This is a genomic window from Synoicihabitans lomoniglobus (assembly GCF_029023725.1).
Classification (GTDB): Bacteria; Verrucomicrobiota; Verrucomicrobiia; order Opitutales; family Opitutaceae; genus Actomonas; species Actomonas lomonigloba.
Genome location: NZ_CP119075.1, coordinates 3,805,782 through 3,827,136 on the forward strand (window position 1 = coordinate 3,805,782; position 21,355 = coordinate 3,827,136).

At 62.9% G+C, this 21,355-nt stretch carries 16 protein-coding genes; 15 read left to right on the top strand and 1 reads right to left on the bottom strand.

Translation table 11 applies throughout. The features are described from left to right. The first annotated feature begins 7 nt into the window (after positions 1–7). The 6 genes from PXH66_RS14645 to PXH66_RS14670 all read left to right on the top strand — a co-directional run bounded on the left by PXH66_RS14645 (position 8) and on the right by PXH66_RS14670 (position 5,720). Positions 8–1,366 carry an ABC transporter permease gene (locus PXH66_RS14645; RefSeq protein ID WP_330929783.1) on the top strand — a complete coding sequence of 453 codons (1,359 nt, stop codon included), beginning with the start codon at positions 8–10 and terminating at the stop codon, positions 1,364–1,366. A 77-nt stretch (positions 1,367–1,443) separates the two neighbouring features. Beyond that, complete coding sequence (locus PXH66_RS14650) at positions 1,444–2,310, top strand: CPBP family intramembrane glutamic endopeptidase (RefSeq protein ID WP_330929784.1); 867 nt, start codon at positions 1,444–1,446, stop codon at positions 2,308–2,310. Between the two features lie 46 nt (positions 2,311–2,356). Next, on the top strand, positions 2,357–3,631 hold the full coding sequence (locus PXH66_RS14655; RefSeq protein WP_330929785.1) for a glutamate-5-semialdehyde dehydrogenase: 1,275 nt from the start codon (positions 2,357–2,359) through the stop codon (positions 3,629–3,631). An 18-nt stretch (positions 3,632–3,649) separates the two neighbouring features. Beyond that, on the top strand, positions 3,650–4,450 hold the full coding sequence (locus tag PXH66_RS14660; RefSeq protein ID WP_330929786.1) for an SDR family oxidoreductase: 801 nt from the start codon (positions 3,650–3,652) through the stop codon (positions 4,448–4,450). 68 nt (positions 4,451–4,518) lie between these two features. Beyond that, positions 4,519–5,127, top strand: coding sequence for a hypothetical protein (locus tag PXH66_RS14665; RefSeq protein WP_330929787.1), 609 nt, complete (start codon positions 4,519–4,521; stop codon positions 5,125–5,127). Between the two features lie 8 nt (positions 5,128–5,135). Then, positions 5,136–5,720, top strand: coding sequence for a hypothetical protein (locus PXH66_RS14670; protein ID WP_330929788.1), 585 nt, complete (start codon positions 5,136–5,138; stop codon positions 5,718–5,720). A 129-nt stretch (positions 5,721–5,849) separates the two neighbouring features. Here PXH66_RS14670 and PXH66_RS14675 read toward each other — a convergent pair whose 3' ends face one another. Beyond that, positions 5,850–6,131, bottom strand: a complete 282-nt coding sequence (locus PXH66_RS14675; protein ID WP_330929789.1) for a hypothetical protein — start codon at positions 6,129–6,131, stop codon at positions 5,850–5,852. An 88-nt stretch (positions 6,132–6,219) separates the two neighbouring features. Between PXH66_RS14675 and nadC the strand changes: the two genes are divergently transcribed. From nadC to PXH66_RS14720, 9 genes are all read left to right on the top strand, one after another. Beyond that, the gene (gene nadC / locus PXH66_RS14680; RefSeq protein WP_330929790.1) at positions 6,220–7,140 is read left to right on the top strand and encodes a carboxylating nicotinate-nucleotide diphosphorylase; all 921 of its coding nucleotides are present in this window, start codon (positions 6,220–6,222) and stop codon (positions 7,138–7,140) included. After that, positions 7,137–8,126, top strand: coding sequence for a biotin--[acetyl-CoA-carboxylase] ligase (locus tag PXH66_RS14685; RefSeq protein WP_330929791.1), 990 nt, complete (start codon positions 7,137–7,139; stop codon positions 8,124–8,126). Before nadC ends, PXH66_RS14685 begins: the two co-directional genes overlap by 4 nt. Positions 8,127–8,143: 17 nt before the next feature. After that, positions 8,144–8,917, top strand: a complete 774-nt coding sequence (locus tag PXH66_RS14690) for a type III pantothenate kinase (RefSeq protein ID WP_330929792.1) — start codon at positions 8,144–8,146, stop codon at positions 8,915–8,917. 72 nt (positions 8,918–8,989) lie between these two features. Beyond that, complete coding sequence (locus PXH66_RS14695) at positions 8,990–10,015, top strand: ABC transporter ATP-binding protein (RefSeq protein WP_330929793.1); 1,026 nt, start codon at positions 8,990–8,992, stop codon at positions 10,013–10,015. A gap of 6 nt (positions 10,016–10,021) precedes the next feature. After that, on the top strand, positions 10,022–10,783 hold the full coding sequence (locus PXH66_RS14700; RefSeq protein ID WP_330929794.1) for an ABC transporter permease: 762 nt from the start codon (positions 10,022–10,024) through the stop codon (positions 10,781–10,783). A gap of 2 nt (positions 10,784–10,785) precedes the next feature. Then, positions 10,786–12,294 (top strand): GldG family protein, encoded by a 1,509-nt coding sequence (locus tag PXH66_RS14705; RefSeq protein WP_330929795.1) that lies wholly within the window; start codon positions 10,786–10,788, stop codon positions 12,292–12,294. Between the two features lie 39 nt (positions 12,295–12,333). Beyond that, positions 12,334–14,370 carry a DUF4340 domain-containing protein gene (locus PXH66_RS14710; protein ID WP_330929796.1) on the top strand — a complete coding sequence of 679 codons (2,037 nt, stop codon included), beginning with the start codon at positions 12,334–12,336 and terminating at the stop codon, positions 14,368–14,370. A gap of 25 nt (positions 14,371–14,395) precedes the next feature. Next, positions 14,396–17,266: an AsmA-like C-terminal region-containing protein gene (locus PXH66_RS14715; protein ID WP_330929797.1), complete on the top strand. Its 2,871-nt coding sequence runs from the start codon at positions 14,396–14,398 to the stop codon at positions 17,264–17,266. Between the two features lie 95 nt (positions 17,267–17,361). Further along, on the top strand, positions 17,362–21,321 hold the full coding sequence (locus PXH66_RS14720; RefSeq protein ID WP_330932057.1) for a response regulator: 3,960 nt from the start codon (positions 17,362–17,364) through the stop codon (positions 21,319–21,321). Positions 21,322–21,355 lie beyond the last annotated feature (34 nt).

A 21,355-nucleotide genomic window follows, 5' to 3' on the forward strand; every position in this document is an offset into this window, starting at 1 on the left:
TTTCGCCATGTCCGTCGTCCTCACGCTTCTCCGCAAAGACATCCGTCTGTTTCTACGCAACAAGACCGCCTTCGCGCTCACATTCATCGTGCCGCTCGTATTGGTCTATATTTTTGGTCAAGTCTTCGGGGTCAGTCGCAGCGGCAGCGGGCCGAGTGGCGTGCCCATCGCCGTGGTCAAACAAACGGACGCCCCCGTGGCCGATGCCATCATCGCGGGCTTGCAAGCCGAGTCGGCGTTCAAAGTGCTGACCCAATCCGTCGCCGCGGATGGTTCGAAATCGCCCCTCACCGAAGCACGCGTCCGCAAACTCATCGACGACAACCAACTGCGCTTCGCCCTCGTTTTCCCGCCCGACACCATCAGCGACGAAACCTTCGGTTTGAAGCTCAAGTTCCTCAACAACCCGCGCAACGACATCGAGACCCAGACGGTCAACGGCCTGCTGCAAAAGGTGATCTTCACCTCCGCACCTCAGGCCCTCATGGACGGTATGCGCAAACGCGCCGTGAGTTATATCGGCACGGCCGAAACCGATAAATTCTACGACGGTATGGCTTCGACCATTGCCGAATCGTTCGGCCTCGACGTCGCCGAGGTTCGGGCCGACATGGAGGCCGGTGTGATGGATTTTGGTCCCACGACTGACACAAACGCGGACGGCGAAAGCGAGTCCGATGCCCCCACCACTGCTGCGGCCGACTTCATCAGTGAGATCATCAAAATCGAAAACGAACAACTCGCTGGCGCCGACGTGAAGAGCCCCGGTGCGACGCGCGTGGTCGGCGGCTGGGCGATCATGTTTCTCCTCTTCTCGGTCAGTGGCGCGTCGACCTCTTTGTTCGAAGAAAAACAAGCCGGCATCTTCCAACGGCTGCTCGCCTCCCCGGTGCGCCGTTCGCATGTATTGTGGAGCAAATACCTGTTCAATGTGCTGATGGGTATCGTGCAATTGTCGGTCCTGTTTCTCGCCGGCCAGATCCTGTTCGGCATCGAAACCACCTCGCACATTCCCGGCCTGCTCACCGTTGCCCTCGTCGCTTCGATCGCCTGCACGGCGTTTGGCATGTTGCTGGCCGCGATCTCATCGAGTCCGGCGGCGGCGAGCGGGTTGGCTACTTTTCTCATCCTCACGATGAGCGCGATCGGCGGCGCCTGGTTCCCCACCAGTCTGATGCCCGACTTCATCCAATCGATCAGCAAGCTGACCCTCGTCTACTGGTCGATGGAAGGTTTCCTCGCCGTGCTCTGGGCGCAGAAATCGATCATCGAGATCCTACCCATCCTCGGCATCCTGCTCGGCATCGCCGCCGTCGTGAATGTCTTCAGTGTCTGGCGCTTCAATAAGGGCGATCTGTTCGACTGATCAACCATCGGCGACGGCGAATCGCGGTCGTCAAATTGAACTGACTTTCGCGACGACGCTCGCCAGTCGTTGCCGTCGTGTCCGCCGCCACTCCATCGATCTCCCCCGGCCGTGCCGCTGGTATCACGGCCATATTCATCGGATTCCAACTGGGCGGGGTGATTATTTTACTCGGAGCCGGAGCCATCATCGGGCTCTGGCGGGACACGTCTCCGGTCTTTTGGTCTCTGGCGGCGGTGCTGTTGATCACCAACTCCGTCGCCACCGCTTGCGTGCTCCAAGTCGAGCGTCGTCGGCAACAGCTTCCCTGGCGTTTCTGGCCGTCGACCGCAAATCCGGTCGCGAAGTCACTGCTGCCGGTGCTGGCGATCATAGGAGGGAATCTCGTGATACTCGATTTGCTTCATCGTCTGGTCGTCAGCGTGATTCCATCCCTCGGCGTCATCGAAGGTTCAGCGCTGCAGCTTTACGACATCACCCTTCATCCGATCACGGTGCCACTCGCTTTGATCGGCATGGCGCCGATCACCGAGGAACTGGTCTTTCGCGGTCTCATTCTGGCGGGACTTTTGCGCACCGTGCGACCACACCGCGCCATTTTGATCAGTGCGGCGTGTTTCGCATTGATGCACCTCAACTTCAGTCAACTCATGCCCACGTTTTGCATGGGCCTCGTTTTGGGCTGGGTTTACTACCGCACCCAATCGCTGTTGCTCTGCATGATCGGACACGCCGTGCACAACACCGTCGTGCTTTATTTCACGGCTCACGTCATCAGTCTCGGCCTGAACCATACCGCCGTGATCAGCCACCCGGCGACATGGCCGCCCTGGTGGTTTTTTGCGGGCGGACTGGTTTTAATCGGCGGTGGAGCGAGTGCGGTCTACCGCTTCACCACCCCGCCTGCGTCGCCCGTGCCGCCGCCGCTGCCCCGGGCGAATTGAAAATCCCTTTGCGCTTTTCGGCGGTATTTGCGACGTTCTGGCCCTTATGTCCGTCGATCTAGCCAACCTCGTCACCTCGATTGCTCAACGCGCCCGCGCCGCGTCCCACGTCCTGGCGACGGCACCGTCCGAGCAAAAAAACGCCGCCTTGGCGAAACTCGCGGACTTGTTGCCCGCCTCTGCGGACACGATTTTTGCGGCCAACCAACGCGACCTCGACGCCGCCGCCGCCAACGGTCTCACCCCGGCGCAAATCGATCGCCTCACCCTCACGCCCGCCCGTCTCGAACAATTGGCCGAGTCCGTCCGGCAGGTCGCCGCGTTGCCCGATCCCGTCGGCGCCGCGCTCGAAACCCGCACGCGCCCCAACGGCCTGCAGATCGAAAAACGCCGCGTGCCCATCGGCGTCATTGGTATCATCTACGAAGCGCGCCCCAACGTCACCATCGACTGCGCCATCCTCTGCCTCAAATCCGGCAACGCCTCGATCCTGCGCGGCGGCAAGGAGATCTTTCACACCAATACCGCGCTCGCGGCCTTGGTCGCCGAGGCGCTCGCCGCCGCCGACCTGCCCGCCGATGCCGTGCAACTCATTCCGACCACGGATCGCGCCGCGCTCAACACCCTGCTCAAACTCGACGAGCTCATCCATTGCATCATCCCGCGCGGTGGCGAGAGCCTCATCCGTTTCGTCGCCCAAAACAGCACGATCCCGGTCATCAAACACTACACCGGCGTCTGTTTCGTTTATCTCGACGAGCAGGCGGATGCCACCATTGCGGAAAGTGTCACGGTCAACGCCAAGACCCAGCGACCCGGCGTCTGCAACGCCGCCGAGCAATTGCTGGTGCATGCCGCCGCCGCCCCCAAACTGCTGCCTCGTGTCGCCACCGCGCTCATCGCCGCCGGAGTCGAACTCCGTTGCGACGCAGCCAGCGCGGCGATCCTGACCGAAGCCGGCATCGCCCACACCCCGGCCACCGCCGACGATTTGAAAGCGGAGTTTCTCGGCCTCATCATGGGCGTGCAATTGGTCGACTCGCTGGAAAGCGCCATTGCGACGATCAACCGCGACAGCAGCGGCCACAGCGAATCCATCGTTACCACCGATGCCGCCGCCGCCGCCCGTTTTCAGGCCGCCATCGACAGCGCAGCCGTATTTTGGAACGCCAGCACGCGCTTTAACGACGGCTTCGAATTCGGATTCGGGGCTGAGATCGGTATCAGCACCGACCGCCTCCACGCCCGCGGTCCCATGGGGCTGCCCGAGCTCTGTTCCTACAAATACGTCGTCACCGGCACTGGCCAGATTCGCGAATAGCGTCTGAACCGATCCTCCATGAGCACGGCGTTTGCTGACCAAGTCGTTTGGATCACGGGAGCGTCGTCAGGGATCGGTGAAGCCCTCGCCCGGGCATTCGCCGTCGCCGGTGCCCGCGTCGTGTTGTCGGCGCGACGCGAGACGGAGTTGCAGCGCGTCGCGGCGACATTGGCAGGCGGTGCCGAGCACCACATCGTGCTGCCCCTCGATCTCACCGCCACCGACACATTCCCGGCCGCCGTCGCCACGGTGACAGCACGCTGTGGTCACATTGATTTGCTCATCAACAACGGCGGTCTCGGCCAACGCGGCTTCGCGGTCGATACGCCGCTCGAAATCGACCGTCGCATCATGGAGGTAAACTACTTCGGACAAGTCGGTCTGACGAAAGCGGTGTTGCCCGGCATGATCGCACGCGGCGCCGGACGCGTCGTCGTCATCAGCAGCGTGGTGGGCTATGTGGCCACCCCCCGTCGATCGGCCTACGCCGCGTCGAAGCATGCCCTGCATGGGTTTTTCAACGCCTTGCGGGCGGAGGTTCATGCCACCGGGGTCCGCGTGACGCTCGTCTGCCCGGGTTATGTCCGCACGGAAATCTCCGTTCATGCCCTCGATTCCACGGGTGGCCGACACGCCAAGATGGACACGACACAGGCCAACGCCATGAGCGCCGACGTGTTCGCCGCCCGGCTGTTGTCGCAAATTGCCGCGGGCCGGGATGAAATCCATATCGGCGGTCGCGAGGTTTGGGCGGTGCGGCTGCAGCGGTGGCTCCCGCGCCTCACGGCCCGGATCTTGCGTCGCGCCAAGTTTTCATGATGGTGGGGTCCCATTCGGTGTTCCCGCCAGAATTTGAACCAAATCGACCTGCCACGGTCTTACCCGTCATGACTGCCACTCGCTCCTCCCGCTTCATTGTGCTGCTGGCCGCTTCCGCCCTTTTTGCCTCGGCGCAGGACGACACGTCCGACCGCAAACGCGCGATTTCCAACAATCTCGCGTCCGCGCTGTCCGACACCATGCCGAAATACAACCCGCCGCCCCCGGAACCGGAGGAGAAGGACGACGGGGTCGACGAGGATATGATGCTCAAACCCAAAAACGGCATCGTGCGCCTCCCACGCGTGGTGGTCGAAGGCACCCGCCCTCCGATTTTTACCGAACGCCAAGTCTACACCGACAAGGGGCTCAACGAAATCGCCACCAAGCGCTACTTCGCCGATGCGAGTCAGGCGCTCAACAAGTTCAACGTGCCGTTCCTCTCCATGTCGCAGGCCGATCTCGCCATGATGATGTGGGAGGAGGACGAGCGCCTCCGCATGCTTGACGATCTCAATGGCCGCTCCGACCAAGCCGCGCTCTTCGGCGACGAGGCGACTTCCAAGGAAATCCGCGAAATGACGCGCGACGCCCTCACCCGCAGCGATTATCTGCCGGACGCTTCCGCGCTGCACCGGGAAACCGCGACGGCCCTGCCGCGCAAATCCAACCCGTAACCCAACCCATGGGCTTCCACCGCTTATGCTTCGCGGGATTGATCAGCCTCACCTCGGGGTTGATGGCACAGGAGTCGGTTTCCGCGGAAAGCACACCGCCACGCGTGCGGGCGCTGTCACCCACCGTGGCCGATGCCGTCACCGCCGCGCTGCCCAAGTTTCAGCCCAATCGGCCGGACTCCGAAGCCGATGACTGGGATTTGCCGGAACCAAAGAACCAAATCATCCGCCTGCCGCGCGTCGTCGTCGAAGGCACGCGTCCGCCCGTGTTCACGGAGCGCGAGGTTCACACCGACAAGGGACTGGCCGAGCTGGCCGTGAAACGCTACTTCACCGAAACGGGCCTCGCCCTGAATTCCTTCACCCTGCCTCTCGTCGGCATGAGCAAGGAAGCCTACGCCATGATGCTGTGGAAACAGGATGAGCGGCTGCGCCTTATCGGAGAACTTTCAGAGGAAGCCGACCTCACGGAGGCGTTTGGCGATCCCGACCGCGCCGATCAATTGCGCGACTATCTCAACGATACGCTCGCTCACCCGACGCTGTTTCTAAATCCAGGCAGCGTCGCCCTGCGCGATCTACGCGGACAGTAAGTTGTCGCAGGGATCGCCGTAGGAGCGAGCTTGCTCGCGATCGCTCCTGCATGCGCCGCCAACGCACCGCGTTGATCGCGAGCAAGCTCGCGCCTACGCCATCGACATGAAACCGGGGCGGCGAACGATCTATGCCAGCAACGCCGTTGCAATGGCGGCCCATTCGTCGTCGAGAGAAACCGAGGCCCCGACGGCGGGTTGTCCGGCGCGGGTATACCAGTAACCCGCGTTGCCGATGTCGCCTTCCTTGCGGTGCAGGTAGGCGTGGACCCAGTCTCCGGCGGCGCTGTCGGCCTGCTGCGCAAGTGTGTGCGCCCGGTTCCAATCGCCCCGTGCGTCATGCCACAACGCCTGCAAGGCGAGGTTCAGTGCCTGCGGATCCGCCACGGTTTTGAATTCAGCCAAGTCCATGCCGGAAAAATGCGCTCAGAACCCGGTAACGCAACCCTTGCCCCTCGACGTCTTTCCCTCTTCACCATTCAACTTTCTCCCGTTTTTCATGTCCGCCGCCCTCTCCGATTCTCTACTTCATCGCCTCACGTGGGATGATCTCGATCTCGCCTATCTGCGACGCTTGGTCGAGATGGCCCGGGACGAGGATCTCGCCGGTCTGGGACTGCGGCGGAAACCCGCCCGTCCCGGTGACCAGTCCACGGGGAGTCTGGCCACGGCCCCGCGCTTGGCGCGCGCCGATCTCGCTGCCCGCTCGGACCTCACCGTATGTGGCCTGCCGCTGTTGTCCTTGATTCTCTCCGTCTACGCGGGCGGGGCCGAGGTGCAGTTGCGCACCCGCGACGGGGCCACGCTGGCGCGCGGCGATATCCTCGCCACCCTGACCGGCGACCCGCGCACCTTGCTCGCCGCCGAACGCGTGGCGCTCAACTTCATCCAACGGTTATCCGGCATCGCCACGCTCACACGCCGCTACGTGCAGGCGCTCGGCGACGGACGCACGCGTCTCCTCGACACCCGCAAGACCACACCCGGCTACCGGATGCTGGAAAAATACGCGGTCGCCTGCGGCGGCGGCTGGAACCATCGCCTCGGCCTGTTCGACCGCGTGATGTTAAAGGACAACCATCTCGCTCTACTGGGCTCAACCGACGACCTCGCCGCCGCCGTCGCCAAAGCCCGCCAGCACGCGCCGACGCTGCCGGTCGAGGTGGAAGTCGATCGGCTCGACCAAATCCCGCCGGTGCTCAAGGCGGGAGCCGACGTGATCTTGCTCGATAACTTCCCCCCCGCCCGCATCACCGAAGCCCTCGCCCTCATCAATGGACGGGCTCTGACCGAGGCCAGCGGCGGCATTACGCTCGAGACGCTGCCTGGCTTCGCCGGTTTGGGCTTGGACTTTGTCTCCACCGGGGCGTTGGTGCACCAAAGCGTCTGGGTCGATGTCGGCCTCGATTGGCTATCATGAAAATCGCGCGTCCGGATGTGGTGATTATGCGGGCGATGCTGGAAGCCGGTGACGGTTTCGTGTCGGGCACCGACCTCGCCCGCGAGCTCGGCATGAGTCGGGTGGCGGTCTGGCAACACATGGAGAAACTGCGCGACCACGGCTTTGCTTTCGAAGCCGTCCGGTCCCGGGGTTACCGCCTCACCGCCAAACCGAGCGAGCTCAACGCGTTGTTGATCGAAGCCCGCCTCCCCGCCTCCAGCGCCTGCACCATCATCACGCTCGATACCGTCGACAGCACCAACGACGAAGCCATGCGGCACGTCAGTCAGGGGGCAAAAACGCCGCTCGTGGTAATCTCCCGTGAGCAGACCAAAGGTCGCGGCCGTCTGGGCCGCGATTGGTTGAGCGAACCCAACGGCAATCTCTATATCACCTTCGCGTTGCGCCCCAACGTGCCTCCCGACCGGCTCGCCACCATCACGCCGTGGATTGGGGTGAACTTGTGTGACTTGTTCGCGTCCTACTACCGCATCACGCCGCAAATCAAATGGCCAAATGACCTGCTGATCAACGGCCGCAAAGCGGGCGGTATTCTGACCGAGGCCCGCATCGACGCCGACCGCATCCGCGATCTCGTCATCGGTTGCGGCCTGAACCTCGCCCGCCCCGCCCGCGGCTGGACCGGAGAACTCGCCGGCCGCGCGATCGCGCTCGGTGAAGTCACGCCCACGCCCATCGACATCAATCACTTCGCCGCCGCCGTCATCGGTCGCGTGCTCTCCGCCGCCCAGACTTTCCAAGCCGACGAGCACGGCAAGAAACTGGCGCAGTTGTGGGAGCGCTACGACGCCTTGCACCACCGCGAAGTGACGCTTCTGCACGGCCGCACCGAGATCACCGGGCACGGCGCCGGCATCGACAGCGGCGGCGCGTTGTTGCTCAAACGGGGCAACGGCCAGCACCAGCGCTTTCACGCCGGCGAGGTCACGATTGCCAAACGCTGAACCACCCAAACCACGTCATGCTCGCTTGTATCGATATCGGAAATACGCACGTGCATTTCGGGTTGATGCCCGCCGGGGGTCAAACCGCGGCGATCGGACTCGGCGAACTGCGCACCGATCACATCGAACAGCTGGGGGAACGAATCCGCGCCACCGCCGACCAGAATCACGTGACTCTCACGGGCGTCGCCCTGTGCAGCGTGGTGCCGGCGGCCACGCTCCTCGCCGCCGAGGCGCTGTTCCCCCTCCACGTGCCCGTGTGGCAACTCACTCACGAATCCGACCTGGGCGTGCCCATCACTTATCCGGTCCCCGCCGAGATCGGTCATGACCGTTTGGCCAACGCCGCCGGGGCGGCCGCATTGGGACAGACTCCGGCCATCATCATCGACCTCGGCACCGCCGCCACCTTTGACATCGTCACCCGGCGCGGTGGCTACGAAGGCGGTATCATCGCCCCCGGTCCTGCGTTGATGACCCGCTATTTGCACGAACATACCGCGCAACTGCCGCTGGTGGAGGACGTGGTCACGCCGGTGCCGACCGCCATTGGCAAATCCACCGTCGAAGCCATGCGCATCGGGGCGGTTTTGGGCTTCACCGGTCTCATCCAAGCCTGCCTCGACGGCGTCGAAGCCGATTTGGCGGCCGCGGGCGAATCGCCGGCGCATATCTTCACCTGCGGAGGCGCGGCCCCCGTCGTCAGTGGCCGCCTGCGCCAGCCCACGATCGACGTGCCCGACTTGACGCTGCGGGGTCTTGCCGCCGCCTGGACCCTCAACCGCCAATAGGGGTCTCATTCTCTTGGAGCTACGACCTTGTGCTCCGCCCTTGTTTGCCGACATATAAGTCGACTCGTCTCCATGTCCGATCCCGAAGCCGCTTCCGCCATTGTTGTTGAAAACCTGGTCAAATCCTATGCCGGGGTAACCGCGGTCAACAATATCAGCTTCAATGTGGCGAAAGGGGAAATTCTCGGGTTTCTCGGTCCCAACGGCGCGGGGAAATCGACCACCATGCGGGTGCTGACCGGGTTTCTCCCCGCGACATCCGGCAACGTCGAGATTTGCGGCACGTCCGTCGCGGCTGAAACCGGGGCGGTGAAGCGGTTGATCGGCTACATGCCGGAGAACAATCCGCTGCCGGAGGACATGCGAGTCGTCGAGTATCTCTACTACCGGGGCCGCCTCAAAGAGATGGGCCGCAAGCAACTCGGGCCGCGCATCGACGAACTGCTCGAGCTGTGCGATCTCAAACGCGTGCGCCATCGCATCATCGGCAAACTCTCCAAGGGCTTCCGCCAACGCATCGGCATCGCCGAAGCCATTCTCGCCGAGCCGCCCGTCATCATCATGGACGAGCCCACCATCGGCCTGGACCCGCACCAGATTCTCATCGTGCGCGATCTCATCGCGCGGCTGCGCGGTCGCATGACCGTCATCATCTCCTCCCACATCCTGCCCGAGATCGAGATGACCTGTGACCGTGTGCTCATCATCAATCAAGGCCGCGTCGTCGCCGCCGGGGAACCGGCCGCGCTCAAACGCGAGTTGCTCGGCCGCGCCCGCTACCAACTGGAACTCGCCGGCGAGAGCGCCGATCTCGCCGCCGTGCTGGCCGCCGTCGATCCGACGCTGGAGATCACCACCGAGTCCACGCCCGACGCCGACGGCTTCCGCACGTTTGACCTGAGTGTTGATCACGAATCCGATTGCAGCGAACAGCTCCTGATCGCGATCACCCGGCAAGGGAATCTGCGTCTGCGCGCCTTGAGTCGCGCCCAACCCACTCTGGAGGACGTCTTTCTCGCCGCCACCCGCCGCAGCTGGGATGTCGTGGACCGCAAACCGAATGAGCGGAACTCCGCCGCCAAATATCCGTCTGCCTAGATCGTCATGCGCCACTTTCTTACCATTCTCGGCCACGAGATTCGCATGCTGCTGGTGAGCCCCAGCACCTACATCGCCGCCGTGATATTCCTCGCGTTCATGGGCTTCATCTTCTCGGGCATCCTCGCGGAATATGCCACCCTCCCGCAGGACAACTCCCCGGCGGTGTCGTTTTTCGAGCTCTTCTGGGTGCCGGTGATCTTCATCGTTCCTTTGCTCACGATGAAAAGCATTTCGGAGGAGCGTCGCCTCGGCACCTTGGAAACCTTGCTCACCACGCCCATCTCGACCGCCGAGGTCGTGCTCGGCAAATATGGCGCGGCTTACTTCCTTTATCTCAGTTTGTGGAGCGCCACCGCCGGGTTCTTCTACATCCTGCACCGTTTCACCAACGACGCGTTTCTGCTCGATCTGGGGCCGTTGATCGGAGGCTATTTGTTCATCGCGGTGTCGGGGTTGTTTTTCGTCGCGATCGGCATCTTCGCCAGCTCGCTTTCGCGCAACCAGGCCGTCGCCGGCATCTTTGGCGTGACCATGTTGTTTGGGTTGATCATCGGCACGCAACTGCTGGCCGGCGTGGCGGCGCTCAATCTCGATTTGTTCACCCCCGTCAAGTCCGCCGTCGAATACGCCCGCGTCTTCACCCATCTGGACGACTTCAGTCGCGGGATCGTGGATACCCGCCAACTGCTGTTCTACATCAGCGGCACGACGCTCACCCTCATTTTCAGCATCCTCGGCCTCGAGGCCAAACTCCTGCACAGCTGACCATGGCCGCTCGCAACAGTTTCGCCATCGCTCGCTGGAGACGCACCATCAACCTGGTGCTGCAAGCCGCCCTTTTCCTCACGCTGTTCGGCGGGCTCAACTATCTGGCCCTCCATCACGGCTGGCGCTGGGACCTGACCAACCATCGCCGCCACACGCTCTCCGAAGAGACCAAGGCCAACCTGCGCTCACTCGAGCAGCCGGTGCGGATCATCGTCACCATCGATCCCCACTCCACCGATCCGGATCTCTTCCAAGCCAACCGCGACATCCGCGGCATGTTGCGCGAATACGTCAACTACACCCAACAAAAGTCCTCCGCCATCGGCCCCGCCGGCCGCGTGACCGTCGAGGAACTCGACGTCTACAAAAACCAACGCGAAGCGGAGCAGCTCCAGATCGACCAGCCCAATGTCGTCCTCGCGCTGTGTGGCGACCGCCGGAAAATGATTCCGTTGTCGGAGTTTTACGAAATCCGCGAAGGTGCAGCCGTCGCCTTCCGCGGCGAACAGGTTATCACGTCGGCCATTCTCAGTGTTTCCAACCCCAACCGCCCGCACATCTATTTTCTCGCCGGACACGGGGAAATGCAGCCCGGCGACGTCGACCCCAGCCGGGGGTTGTCGGTCTGGGCGGAGGAACTCCGGCTGCGCAACCTCACCGTCTCGGTCATCGATCTGAGCCAGACCAAAGCCGTGCCCGACGACGCCGCCCTCGTGGTGATCGCCGCGCCGCAAGGCCGCTACAGTCCGGTCGAAGTGGAACTGCTGCGGCGCTATCTCGCCGACCGGGCCGGCCGCGTTTTCATCCTGCTCGCACCGGTGTTTCGCCATGGTTTGGACGACCTGCTCTACGATTGGGGATTGGTGGCCGACGACGTCATCATCGCCGAGCCCAACCCAGCCAACGTCACCGAGCTGAACGAACTGCGCATCAACGCGTTTGCGCCCCATCCGGTGACCCAGCCGCTAATCGACAACCAGTTCTCCGTTTTCCTTGGTCCGCTCACCCGCGTGGTGCGACCCGACCCCGGCCGACCGCTGGACAATTCCCTGCGGGCAGAGGTGCTCGCCGCGACCTCGGAATCAGCCTGGGGCGAGCGCGATTATCGTCAGCAAAACGTCACCTATAATCCCGGCATCGATCTCAAAGGCCTGCCTGGCTTTGAACCGCGCAACCGCCTCGGCGTCGCCGTCTCGTCCGAGCGCGTCACCCCACCCAAGGACCTGCCCTTCAGCGTGCGCGGCGGCCGCATGGTGCTCTTTGGCAATGCCGACTTTTTGTCCAACTCCCGCATCGCCGCTCCCGGTAATCTCGCCATCGCGCTCAATACCGTCGAATGGTGCATCGATCGGGACGTCGACCTCAACACCCTGCCGCGTCCGATCGAACGCTATCAGATCAATCTCAGCCAAGCCGATCTCGGCCGCCTGCGCATCAGCCTCCTGTTCATCCTGCCCGGGTTGGCCGCCTTGTTCGGATTCGTGATCTACTGGACCCGTCGCAGCTGACCGCCCTCGCTCCCGCTTCTATTTTCGACTCCCCCCGCCATGCGCACGAAAGTCACTCTCGTTCTCGTCTTCCTCAACGTCGCGCTGTTCTTCTTCATCTTCGGCTTCGAGCGCAAATGGCGCACCGACCAGATCGCCCAGGAGTCCCGCCGCCGCGTCCTCGGGGCCGAAGCCGCCAACATTCAGTTTCTCGAAATCGCCGGTCCTTCACTGGAGAGCCCAATCCGACTGCAACGCACGGGCGACACCTGGCAGGTCACTTCTCCCTACGAATGGCCCGCCAATCCCTTCGCCGTCTCGCGCATCGTCAGTGAACTGCAGTTTCTCGAACACGAGACCACCTACGAGGTCGCCAATCTCGGCATCACGGGGCTCTCCCTGACCGACTACGGTCTGGCCGAACCCGCGCTGCGCGTGAGCTTCAGCTCCGCCGCCGATCCCAACGCCGACGACGCCCCTGCCGTCACCACGCTGGCGATCGGCAACAAGACCGACATCGGCAACCGCCTCTATGTTTTGTCCCCGGAAGGCGATCGCGTGCATGTCGTCTCCGATTCTCTGGCCAAGAGTCTGGCGCTCGATCTCGATGAGTTGCGCTCCGAAACCTGCTTCACAATTCCCGTGTTCGAGGTGCGATCGTTGAACCTGCAAAGCGCCGGTCCGGCCAATGTGCGCGTGCGCCTGCGACTGGAGGGCAATCGCTGGTCCTTTGAATCGCCCATCGTGGCCCGCGCTTCCAAGAGCGCGACCGTCGAGGCCCTCAACAGCCTCAACGGTCTCACCACGCACACCTTCTTCGGTGCCCCTTCCCGCGATCCCGAGCTGCTCACCACCGCAGGCACCGCCACACCGAGTCTGCGCATCACTTTGGAAGGCAACAACCGCCGCGAGACTTTGCTCCTCGGCAATCAAGTCGGACCGACCGCCATTCCCGCCGGCACGGCCACCCAGCCCGACATCGAATTCTTCGCGCGCATGGAAAATCGCGACGCCGTCTTTACGGTCGTCGTCCCGCAAAAGCTGGCCAATGCCCTCAGCAGCGCCCAGCGCGAATTGCGCGATGACCACGTGCTCGACCTCGAAGGACGACGCATCAACGCCGTGACCCTGACCGCGGCCAACGGCGCGGAAGTGATCCTGCAAAAACTCGAACCCACCACCGAAACCCGACCCGCCAACACCACCGGCTGGCAGGTCGTGGAACGCGATGCCTCCGGTGCCCTGCGCACCCAACCCGCCGACACCGAAGTCGTCGAAGGCCAGTTGCTGCGCGACTTGAAGGAGCTCCGGGCGCGGACGTTTGAACGCGACGTCCCCACCGACAACGATCTGGAAACCTGGGGACTCAGCAGCCCGAGCCGGACCATCTCACTGGCCTTTGAACCGGAACCGGGCACCACCATTGCCCCACTCAATTCCACCCTGCTCATCGGCACCGATCAACAAGGCAACAACGCCTATGCCAAGCTGCAGCGTCAGACCTTCGTCTACGCGGTCGATCGCAACATTCTGACCAAAACCCCCGTCGATCCCCTACACTACCGACAACGGCTGCTGCGCGAGCTCCCCGCCGGCGGACGCCTGGTCGGCATCGTGCTGCGCGACCTCAGCACGTCGACCACGCTCTTCGACCACGAACTCCGGGCCGGCGAATCCTGGGACGATGTCTTCCGCAATCTCCCGGCCGCCCGCCAAGCCGCCCTGCGCCTGCTCCCCCACGAACTGACCGTGCTGCGCGCGCAGCGCTTCTTCGCGGGCGAATTCACCGACACCGTGCCGGTCAATGGGGAGACCCGCGGCTGGCGTTTTCGCCTCGATGCCAAGCTGGCTCTCACCAGCGATCCCGGCGGGCAGATCGTCGATTCTCCGCTCTTTCTCGCCGATCGCGACGGGGGAGACTACCAACTCGTGGGGGCCCCCGAATTCAACGTGATCTTCGAGGCCACCCAGCCCTTGATCGACGCGGTGTGGGCCCTCAGCTACGGCGAACGTGACCCCGGTGTGATCGAGTTCACGGACCCTCCCCTGGGCACGGGCGACCCGGAAACGCCCGCCGCCGTTCCCGCCACCCCCTGACCCGAACCGCGGACCCCTGCCCGCCATGACCCTCCCGCGCTGGTTGCAGGTTTGCTGGAAAGGCACCCACTTTGGCGGGCGCTGCGTGTTCACTTTCCTGCGCTGGACGCTCTGGCTCGTGCTGGGGCTCCTGCTTTGTATCCAACTTTTCATTGCCAGCGCGCATGAGCTCACGATTCCGAATTTCGTGCTGCGACAACTGGAGCAAAAAGCCGCCACCGCCGGGCTCCGGGTGGCCTTTGGCGGGGCCGCGTTCGATCCCGGTGGCCATGTGCTGCTGCGCGATGTGCGCCTCACCTTGCTCGGTTTTCCGGATCCGATGCTGCGGGCCGACGTCATCCACATGGAAGTCGATCCCATCGCCCTGTGGCTGCGACGGTTCGAACCCCGCTCGCTGCGCATCAGCGGGGCGCGGCTGATGATGCCGGCCATGCTGTCCCCCAGTGGCACCAGTGAACCGATTATCCGTAATCTGGATACGACAATCCGCCCCGGCACGGAAACCCGTTCCATTTTCATTGATCATCTCACCGCCCGCCTCGGTCCGCTGCCCCTTGATGTTCACGGAGAACTGCTGCTGCCGGCATCACCGCGAAAAGAGTCCCCGCCGCTCGACCAGATGTTCGCCGACATCACGCGGAACTATGTCGCGGCCTGTCGTTTCATCAGCCAGGTGCTGCCGCGCATACCGGCCCACGAGGCTCCTCACCTCAGCGTGCAACTTACGCCTCACGCCACGCACGTGGCCGACGCCGATCTCACGCTGACCGCCGAAAAACTGGTGATTCCACTCCCGGGAGCGGCTGAATCCTCCCCGCCGGTCGAAATTGAACAAGGCAGTCTCAGCGCCGTCTTGCCCCTGGGAGGGCCGCCAAAACTAATCGAGGTGCATCTGTGCGGCAGTGCGGTGTCGCTGCCGGAGCAGGCCACACTTGCGCACATGGACGCCAAAATCGGCATGCTGGTGGCGGTCGCGGCCCGTCGGTTCGAACCGCGATTGGTAGACCTGAGTGCCCGGTCCCTGAGCGCCGGCGGCGTGACCCTCGAACACGTATCCACCCGGGCCACCGTCGCCGGCCTGCCGCAGGTGCAGGCGGAACTGCACGCCCAGCTGTTCCACGAACCCCTGCAAGTGCGGGTGGATCTCGACGCGCTGACCCGGGCCGGGCGCGTGCGGCTCGACACTCACGTGGCCAATGAAGCGGTTGCCTTCGCCGGACAAAAGATCGGCTTCGATCTGCCCTCGATTCTCAGTTGGGACGAGTCGCCCCCGCTGCACGTGGATGTGAATCTCGGCCCCGGCGGCAAACCGCTGCACGCCGAAGCCAGCTTCGAAACCGGCGCCGTGGTCGCCCGCTACGTGCCCCTCGACGCCACTGCGGCGCGGGTGCGATGGGAGGGAACCTCCCTGCTCGCCGATGAGGTGTTGCTCGTGCGGGGCGACAGTCGTGCGACCGGTCGTTATCTGATGGATACAAAGTCGCTGGATTTTCGCTTTCTGCTGCGCGGTCATCTGCAACCCGCCGACATCGACGGCTGGTTTCGCGATTGGTGGTCCAATTTTTGGAGATCGTTTCAGTTTCCGTCCGCCCCTCCCGAAGCCAGAGTCGAAGTAAGTGGCCGGTGGAAGGCCCCGCTCGACACTCAGGTGTGGATTCAAGCCCGGGGCGAAAGCGCGGTAATCAAGGACATCGCGCTCAATGAAATGAGCACGCGGCTCTTCATTCGTCCGGGCTGGGCCGACGTGTTGGAATTTCACGCCGTGAGACCGGTCGGCGAAGTGCAAGGCTCGTTTACCCGCCAATGGAAACTGCCCGAAGGACGCCGTTGGACGCTCTTTGAAGTGCACGCGCAAGGGGTCTCCGACACGTCGCCCCTGCCGAAACTCCTGGGCCCGTTGGGTGAAAAAATCATCGCGCCGCTGGAGTTTGACGCACCCCTGCATGTCACGCTCGACGGCCGCGTCGAGCGCGAGGACGAAGGCGCGCCGATGACGAGCGACTTTGCCATCGATGGGCGCACCAGCGGGGCCTGGCGCTTCAAGGACTTCCCCCTGCAGGGAGCCGATTTCAAGGCGCACTATGAGGGCGATCGGGTGCTGATCGATCCGTTCAGCTCCAGTATGGCCCAGGGTGTTCTCAACGGCCGGATTGAGCTGAGCCAGCTCGAAGCAGACCAACAGATCGCCTTTGACCTCAATCTGGAGAACGCGCACCTCGGCGAGACGATCACCACGGTGGAAGCCTGGACAGACAGTGACGCCAAACGTAATCCGACGGAGGCAAATGAGTTCCGCCAACGCATCGCCAATGGCGCGCTCAGCGTATCACTTACCGCCCAAGGTCCCGCGGCGGATCCCTTTGGCTTTCAGGGTCAGGGCAACATGCTCGTCGAGAACGCCAATCTCGGCGAATTGAAGCTGTTGGGCATCCTGTCGACCATGCTCGGGGGCAGCATTCTCAACTTCTCCAAGCTCCAACTCGAAAACGCCTACGGCGACTTCCAACTCAAGGGGCCCATGATCGATTTTTCCGCGCTCAAGGTCACGGGCCCACGCGGGGCACTCGACGCCACGGGTCACTATTCCTTGGAAACCAACTCCCTCGCGTTTCTCACCCGGGTGCGCCCCTTCGAGGGCTCGCGAGGTCTGCTCGACACGGTTTTTACGCCGCTGACCAACGTTCTCGAGGTCAAGCTGGCCGGAAAGCTCAACAATCCTGAATGGACCTTTGTCTACGGTCCCACCAATATTTTGAGGAGCCTGAGCGGCGGAAATCGAAATACTCCCCCGCCTGAATCGGAAAATGCTGCGCCGAGCTCAAATTTTACCCCCGTTCCTCCGAGTGAAACTAGCCAAGACCCACAACCCACGATAAAAGAAAGAGTAACGCCATAGTCGCGGGGAAATCACGGTAAGCGAATTCGTGATACTTGCCCGTGAAAGAGCATTGCGCCTTACTGCGGACTGATAAATATGGGGTCTATTCCCTAATGCCAACCTCGCCAAAACCGTCCATAGACATTTGGCCAAAGCGTGCTTGTCTCGCTTTGTCGGGCTTGGTGGTGCTCGCGATGATCGTGCCGTTGCTCGGCTGGATCTTCGAAATCCCCAGCTTCATCGAGCTGCGGGCCTTCTCCGAGCCGATCAAGGCCAACACGGTGATCGCCACGCTGTTGATCGGCATCGCGCTCGTCGGCGTGGAGATGGGCAACCGGCGCATGGCCTGGTTCGGACTGGTCCCGACCATCATCGGAGCTCTCACGTTTCTGCAGGACGCCACCGGCCAGAGCTTCAGCATCGACGAACTGCTGTTCACTTACTTCATCAGCGACGCCAGCCCCGCCCCCGGTCGGATGACCGAGCCGATCTCCATCAGCTTGATGCTATCGGGCCTGGTGGTGACATCTCTGGTCGTCCCCCGCATCCGTCAGCGTCACACGTTGGTGATCGCGTTGGTGGCATCGGCGGTCATCTCGCTGGGAGCGGCGACCTTGATGGGCTACGCCCTCGATCTCAATGCGGTGTATTTGTGGGGTTTCGATACCGCGACCTCCCCGCTCGCGGCCATCGCGTTGTCATTGACCGGTATCGCCATTCTCGCCCGGGCCTGGCGCGAACATACGCTGACCGATTCGGGGGCGCCCACGTGGCTGCCACTGCCGGTTGTGGTGGGTTCGGCCACCTTGACGCTGATACTTTACCTCGGTTTGCAGGAGCAGGAAATCGTCCGCTTGCACGAGGCCACCCGTCGCAGTGCGTCCAATTTGATCTCCGCGCTGCAGACCAAGATCCGGTCACAAAGTGATGAACTGTGGCGGTTCGACCGGGATTGGTCCGACCCCAACAAAACGGCTGTCGTGCGCGGGATCGAAGCCGAGACCTCTCTCAACGTAAATCCGAGCGGACAGGTTTACTCCCTGGTGAGCCCGGGCGAAAACCGGGTGACATTGGAGGTTTACCCGAGTGTCGGCAACGAGTTCATGACCGGCTTCGATCATGGCAAAGATCCGGTCCGCATGGCTGCCATGCAGCGCGCCCTGCTCCCGCCCCGGGGGCCGGCCGTCAGCGGTTCGATCGACATTCCTCAAGCCGGTCTCGGCTACGCCATTTACGTGCCGCTGGAGCGCAACAACGAGCTGTGGGGGTTTCTGGCCGGCGAGTTTTTATATGATCGATTGATCGGCCAGATCATCAACGAGGACGAAAGTCTGCGTTCCGATTATCTCACCCGGGTGAGCATCACCGAGGTGCCCATTTTCGACAACACCGGCATCCTCGGTCCACTCGACGACATCGTGCAGGAACGCGGCGGCATCGATTTCACGCAGGATATCTACGATCGGCGCATCCGCTTCAGCCTTGTGCGCACCGCCGAGGCTTTTCAACGCGATCGGCGCAATCTCCCCGAACTGGCGTTTGCTTCCGGTCTGATCGTTACCCTCCTGCTCGGCGTCAGCGTCCACCTTGCCCGCACCGCCAACACGTTGCTGCGATCTGCCGAAATTTCGAATACCCGACTCGTCGCGGAGAACGAGGAACGACGCCGGGTCGAGGCCATGTTGAAAGTGTCGGACGAACGCCTGCGTCTCGCCCTCGATTCGACCCAGATCGGCATCTTCGAATGGAGCCTGCCGTCCAATCAGATGTATTACAGCCCGGGCCTCTGGAACATGCTCGACTACGCTCCCGGCGAAATCGCCAACACCCCGGAAGCTTGGACGGCCCTGATCCACGAAGACGATCTCCCGGGCTATCGCAGCGCCGTCGAACGTCAGCTTTCCGGCGACGAAACCTTCATCTCTCCTGAATACCGTCTGCGCACCGGCAAAGGAGAATGGCGCTGGATCTACGCCCGCGCCAAGACCGTCGCCCGCGCTCCCAGTGGCGCTCCGCAGCGGATCATCGGCACCCTGCAGGACATCAACGAACGCAAAGCGGCCGAAGCCGCCCTGCGCGAATCCCAGGCCGCCGCGCGCAAGCTGTCGCTCGTGGCCGCGCGGACGGACAATTTGGTGATGATCAGCGCCCCCAACGGCACGATTGAGTGGGTCAACGAGAGCTTCACTCGCGTCATGGAATACGATCTCGCGGAGATTCGCGGTCGCACGCCCGACACGTTCCTTTCCGGTCCCGACACCCACCCGCGCACCTTGCGTCGCATCCGGGCGGCTCTCGCCAAGGGCGTCGGCGTGACCACCGACCTCGTCAACTACTCCAAATCCGGACGCAAGTTCCATGTGCATCTCGAGGTCCAACCGGTCCGCAACGAACATGGCCAGTTGGAGACGTTCATTGCGATTCTCGCCGATATCACCACCCGCGTGGAAACCGAGACCGCCCTGCGGCGCGCCAAGGCCGACGCCGACAACGCCTCCCGCGCCAAGAGTGAATTTCTCGCCTCCATGTCGCATGAAATCCGCACGCCCATGAACGGCGTCATCGGCATGACGAGTCTGTTGATGGACACCCGTCTCGACCCCGAACAACGCGACTTCGTGAACACGATTCGCACGTCGGGTGAGGCACTCCTCACCATCATCAACGACATTCTGGACTTCTCCAAAATCGAGTCGGGCAAGATGGAGCTGGAGCATCTGCCGTTTGATCTTCCGACCACCATTGAGGAAGCGCTCGACCTGTTCGCCATGCAGGCATCCGGCAAACACCTCGATCTCGCCTACCACGTCGCCGACGACGTGCCCGCGTGGGTCATGGGCGACATCACGCGCCTGCGTCAGATTCTGGTCAATCTCGTCAACAACGCGGTCAAATTCACGGCCTCCGGCAGCATCACCATCCTCGTGCGCCGGAAACTCATGCCCCTGCAAACCACCGACGATAACCAGGTTCTGCTCGAGTTTACCGTGCGCGATTCCGGCATCGGCATTCCGCAGGAACGCATCGACCGCCTCTTCAAGCCGTTCAGTCAAGTCGACTCCTCAACCACCCGCAAATTCGGCGGCACCGGGCTCGGACTCGCGATCTGTCATCGCCTCACCCAGCTCATGGGCGGCGGTATCCACGTGGAAAGCACGCTGGGCGAGGGCTCGCGTTTTATTTTCACCATGCGGACGGCCGCGGCCCATCCGCTCAATGCCGAGCCGCTGCCCCCCGTGCCAAAATCACTCGTGGCGGGCACCGTGCTCGGCGTGGAAGACAACGACGTCGGGCAGCGCCGTCTCCAATCGTTCTTCAAACAGTGGAAACTCGACTACGCGGGAGCCGACAACATCGCGTCCGCCCTCTCCCAGCTCCAGGCGGAGAAGCGTCCGTCGCTGGTGTTGCTCGACGACGACCTGCTGTCCCAACCCGGCGGCACCGAGTTGCTGACGCTTGTCGCGACTCACCAAATCCCTACCCTCCTCCTCCTGACTCCCGGGCGGGACAACACGTTCAAGACCCAAACCGACACGCGCCTGCTCACGCTCAAAAAGCCGCTCAAAACGAGCACCCTGCTGCGAGGCGTTCACTCCCTGTTCCGCAAACGCGGCGAAGCCGAAGAACCGGAAACCGAAGTGCCGAAGCGCAAGATTCTCGCCGAGGAGTTGCCGCTCGATGTGCTGCTCGTCGAGGACAACACCGTCAACCAGAAGGTCGCCCTCCGCTTCCTCGACCGCCTCGGCTATCGGGCCGATGCCGTCGGCAACGGTCTCGAAGCGGTGGCCGCCGTTGAATCGCGCCGCTTTGATCTCGTGCTGATGGATTTGCAGATGCCCGAAATGGACGGCTTCGAAGCTTCCCGCGAAATTCGGCGTAAATTTCCCGCCGAGCATCAACCCAAGATCATTGCCCTCACCGCCAACGCCCTGCAGGGCGATCGCGAGGACTGCCTCGCGGCGGGTATGGACGACTACATCACCAAGCCCGTCAAACTGCACGAGCTCAGCGAAGTAATCCGCCGCCAATTCGTGGCCAAAACCGAAGACCCCGTGCCGTTCTCCGGCACCTGATCCCGACGCCCCGTCGAGGTGCGTCCGAGGAGCG

What these genes read in the sequence shown, in the direction of transcription:
- PXH66_RS14710 (WP_330929796.1), top strand. Translation starts at nt 12,334, where the DNA reads ATGCGCACGAAAGTCACTCTCGTTCTCGTCTTCCTCAACGTCGCGCTG.
- PXH66_RS14690 (WP_330929792.1), top strand. Translation starts at nt 8,144, where the DNA reads ATGCTCGCTTGTATCGATATCGGAAATACGCACGTGCATTTCGGGTTG.
- PXH66_RS14655 (WP_330929785.1), top strand. Translation starts at nt 2,357, where the DNA reads ATGTCCGTCGATCTAGCCAACCTCGTCACCTCGATTGCTCAACGCGCC.
- nadC (WP_330929790.1), top strand. Translation starts at nt 6,220, where the DNA reads ATGTCCGCCGCCCTCTCCGATTCTCTACTTCATCGCCTCACGTGGGAT.
- PXH66_RS14675 (WP_330929789.1), bottom strand. Translation starts at nt 6,131, where the DNA reads ATGGACTTGGCTGAATTCAAAACCGTGGCGGATCCGCAGGCACTGAAC.
- PXH66_RS14670 (WP_330929788.1), top strand. Translation starts at nt 5,136, where the DNA reads ATGGGCTTCCACCGCTTATGCTTCGCGGGATTGATCAGCCTCACCTCG.
- PXH66_RS14660 (WP_330929786.1), top strand. Translation starts at nt 3,650, where the DNA reads ATGAGCACGGCGTTTGCTGACCAAGTCGTTTGGATCACGGGAGCGTCG.
- PXH66_RS14720 (WP_330932057.1), top strand. Translation starts at nt 17,362, where the DNA reads ATGCCAACCTCGCCAAAACCGTCCATAGACATTTGGCCAAAGCGTGCT.
- PXH66_RS14665 (WP_330929787.1), top strand. Translation starts at nt 4,519, where the DNA reads ATGACTGCCACTCGCTCCTCCCGCTTCATTGTGCTGCTGGCCGCTTCC.
- PXH66_RS14685 (WP_330929791.1), top strand. Translation starts at nt 7,137, where the DNA reads ATGAAAATCGCGCGTCCGGATGTGGTGATTATGCGGGCGATGCTGGAA.
- PXH66_RS14645 (WP_330929783.1), top strand. Translation starts at nt 8, where the DNA reads ATGTCCGTCGTCCTCACGCTTCTCCGCAAAGACATCCGTCTGTTTCTA.
- PXH66_RS14715 (WP_330929797.1), top strand. Translation starts at nt 14,396, where the DNA reads ATGACCCTCCCGCGCTGGTTGCAGGTTTGCTGGAAAGGCACCCACTTT.
- PXH66_RS14700 (WP_330929794.1), top strand. Translation starts at nt 10,022, where the DNA reads ATGCGCCACTTTCTTACCATTCTCGGCCACGAGATTCGCATGCTGCTG.
- PXH66_RS14695 (WP_330929793.1), top strand. Translation starts at nt 8,990, where the DNA reads ATGTCCGATCCCGAAGCCGCTTCCGCCATTGTTGTTGAAAACCTGGTC.
- PXH66_RS14705 (WP_330929795.1), top strand. Translation starts at nt 10,786, where the DNA reads ATGGCCGCTCGCAACAGTTTCGCCATCGCTCGCTGGAGACGCACCATC.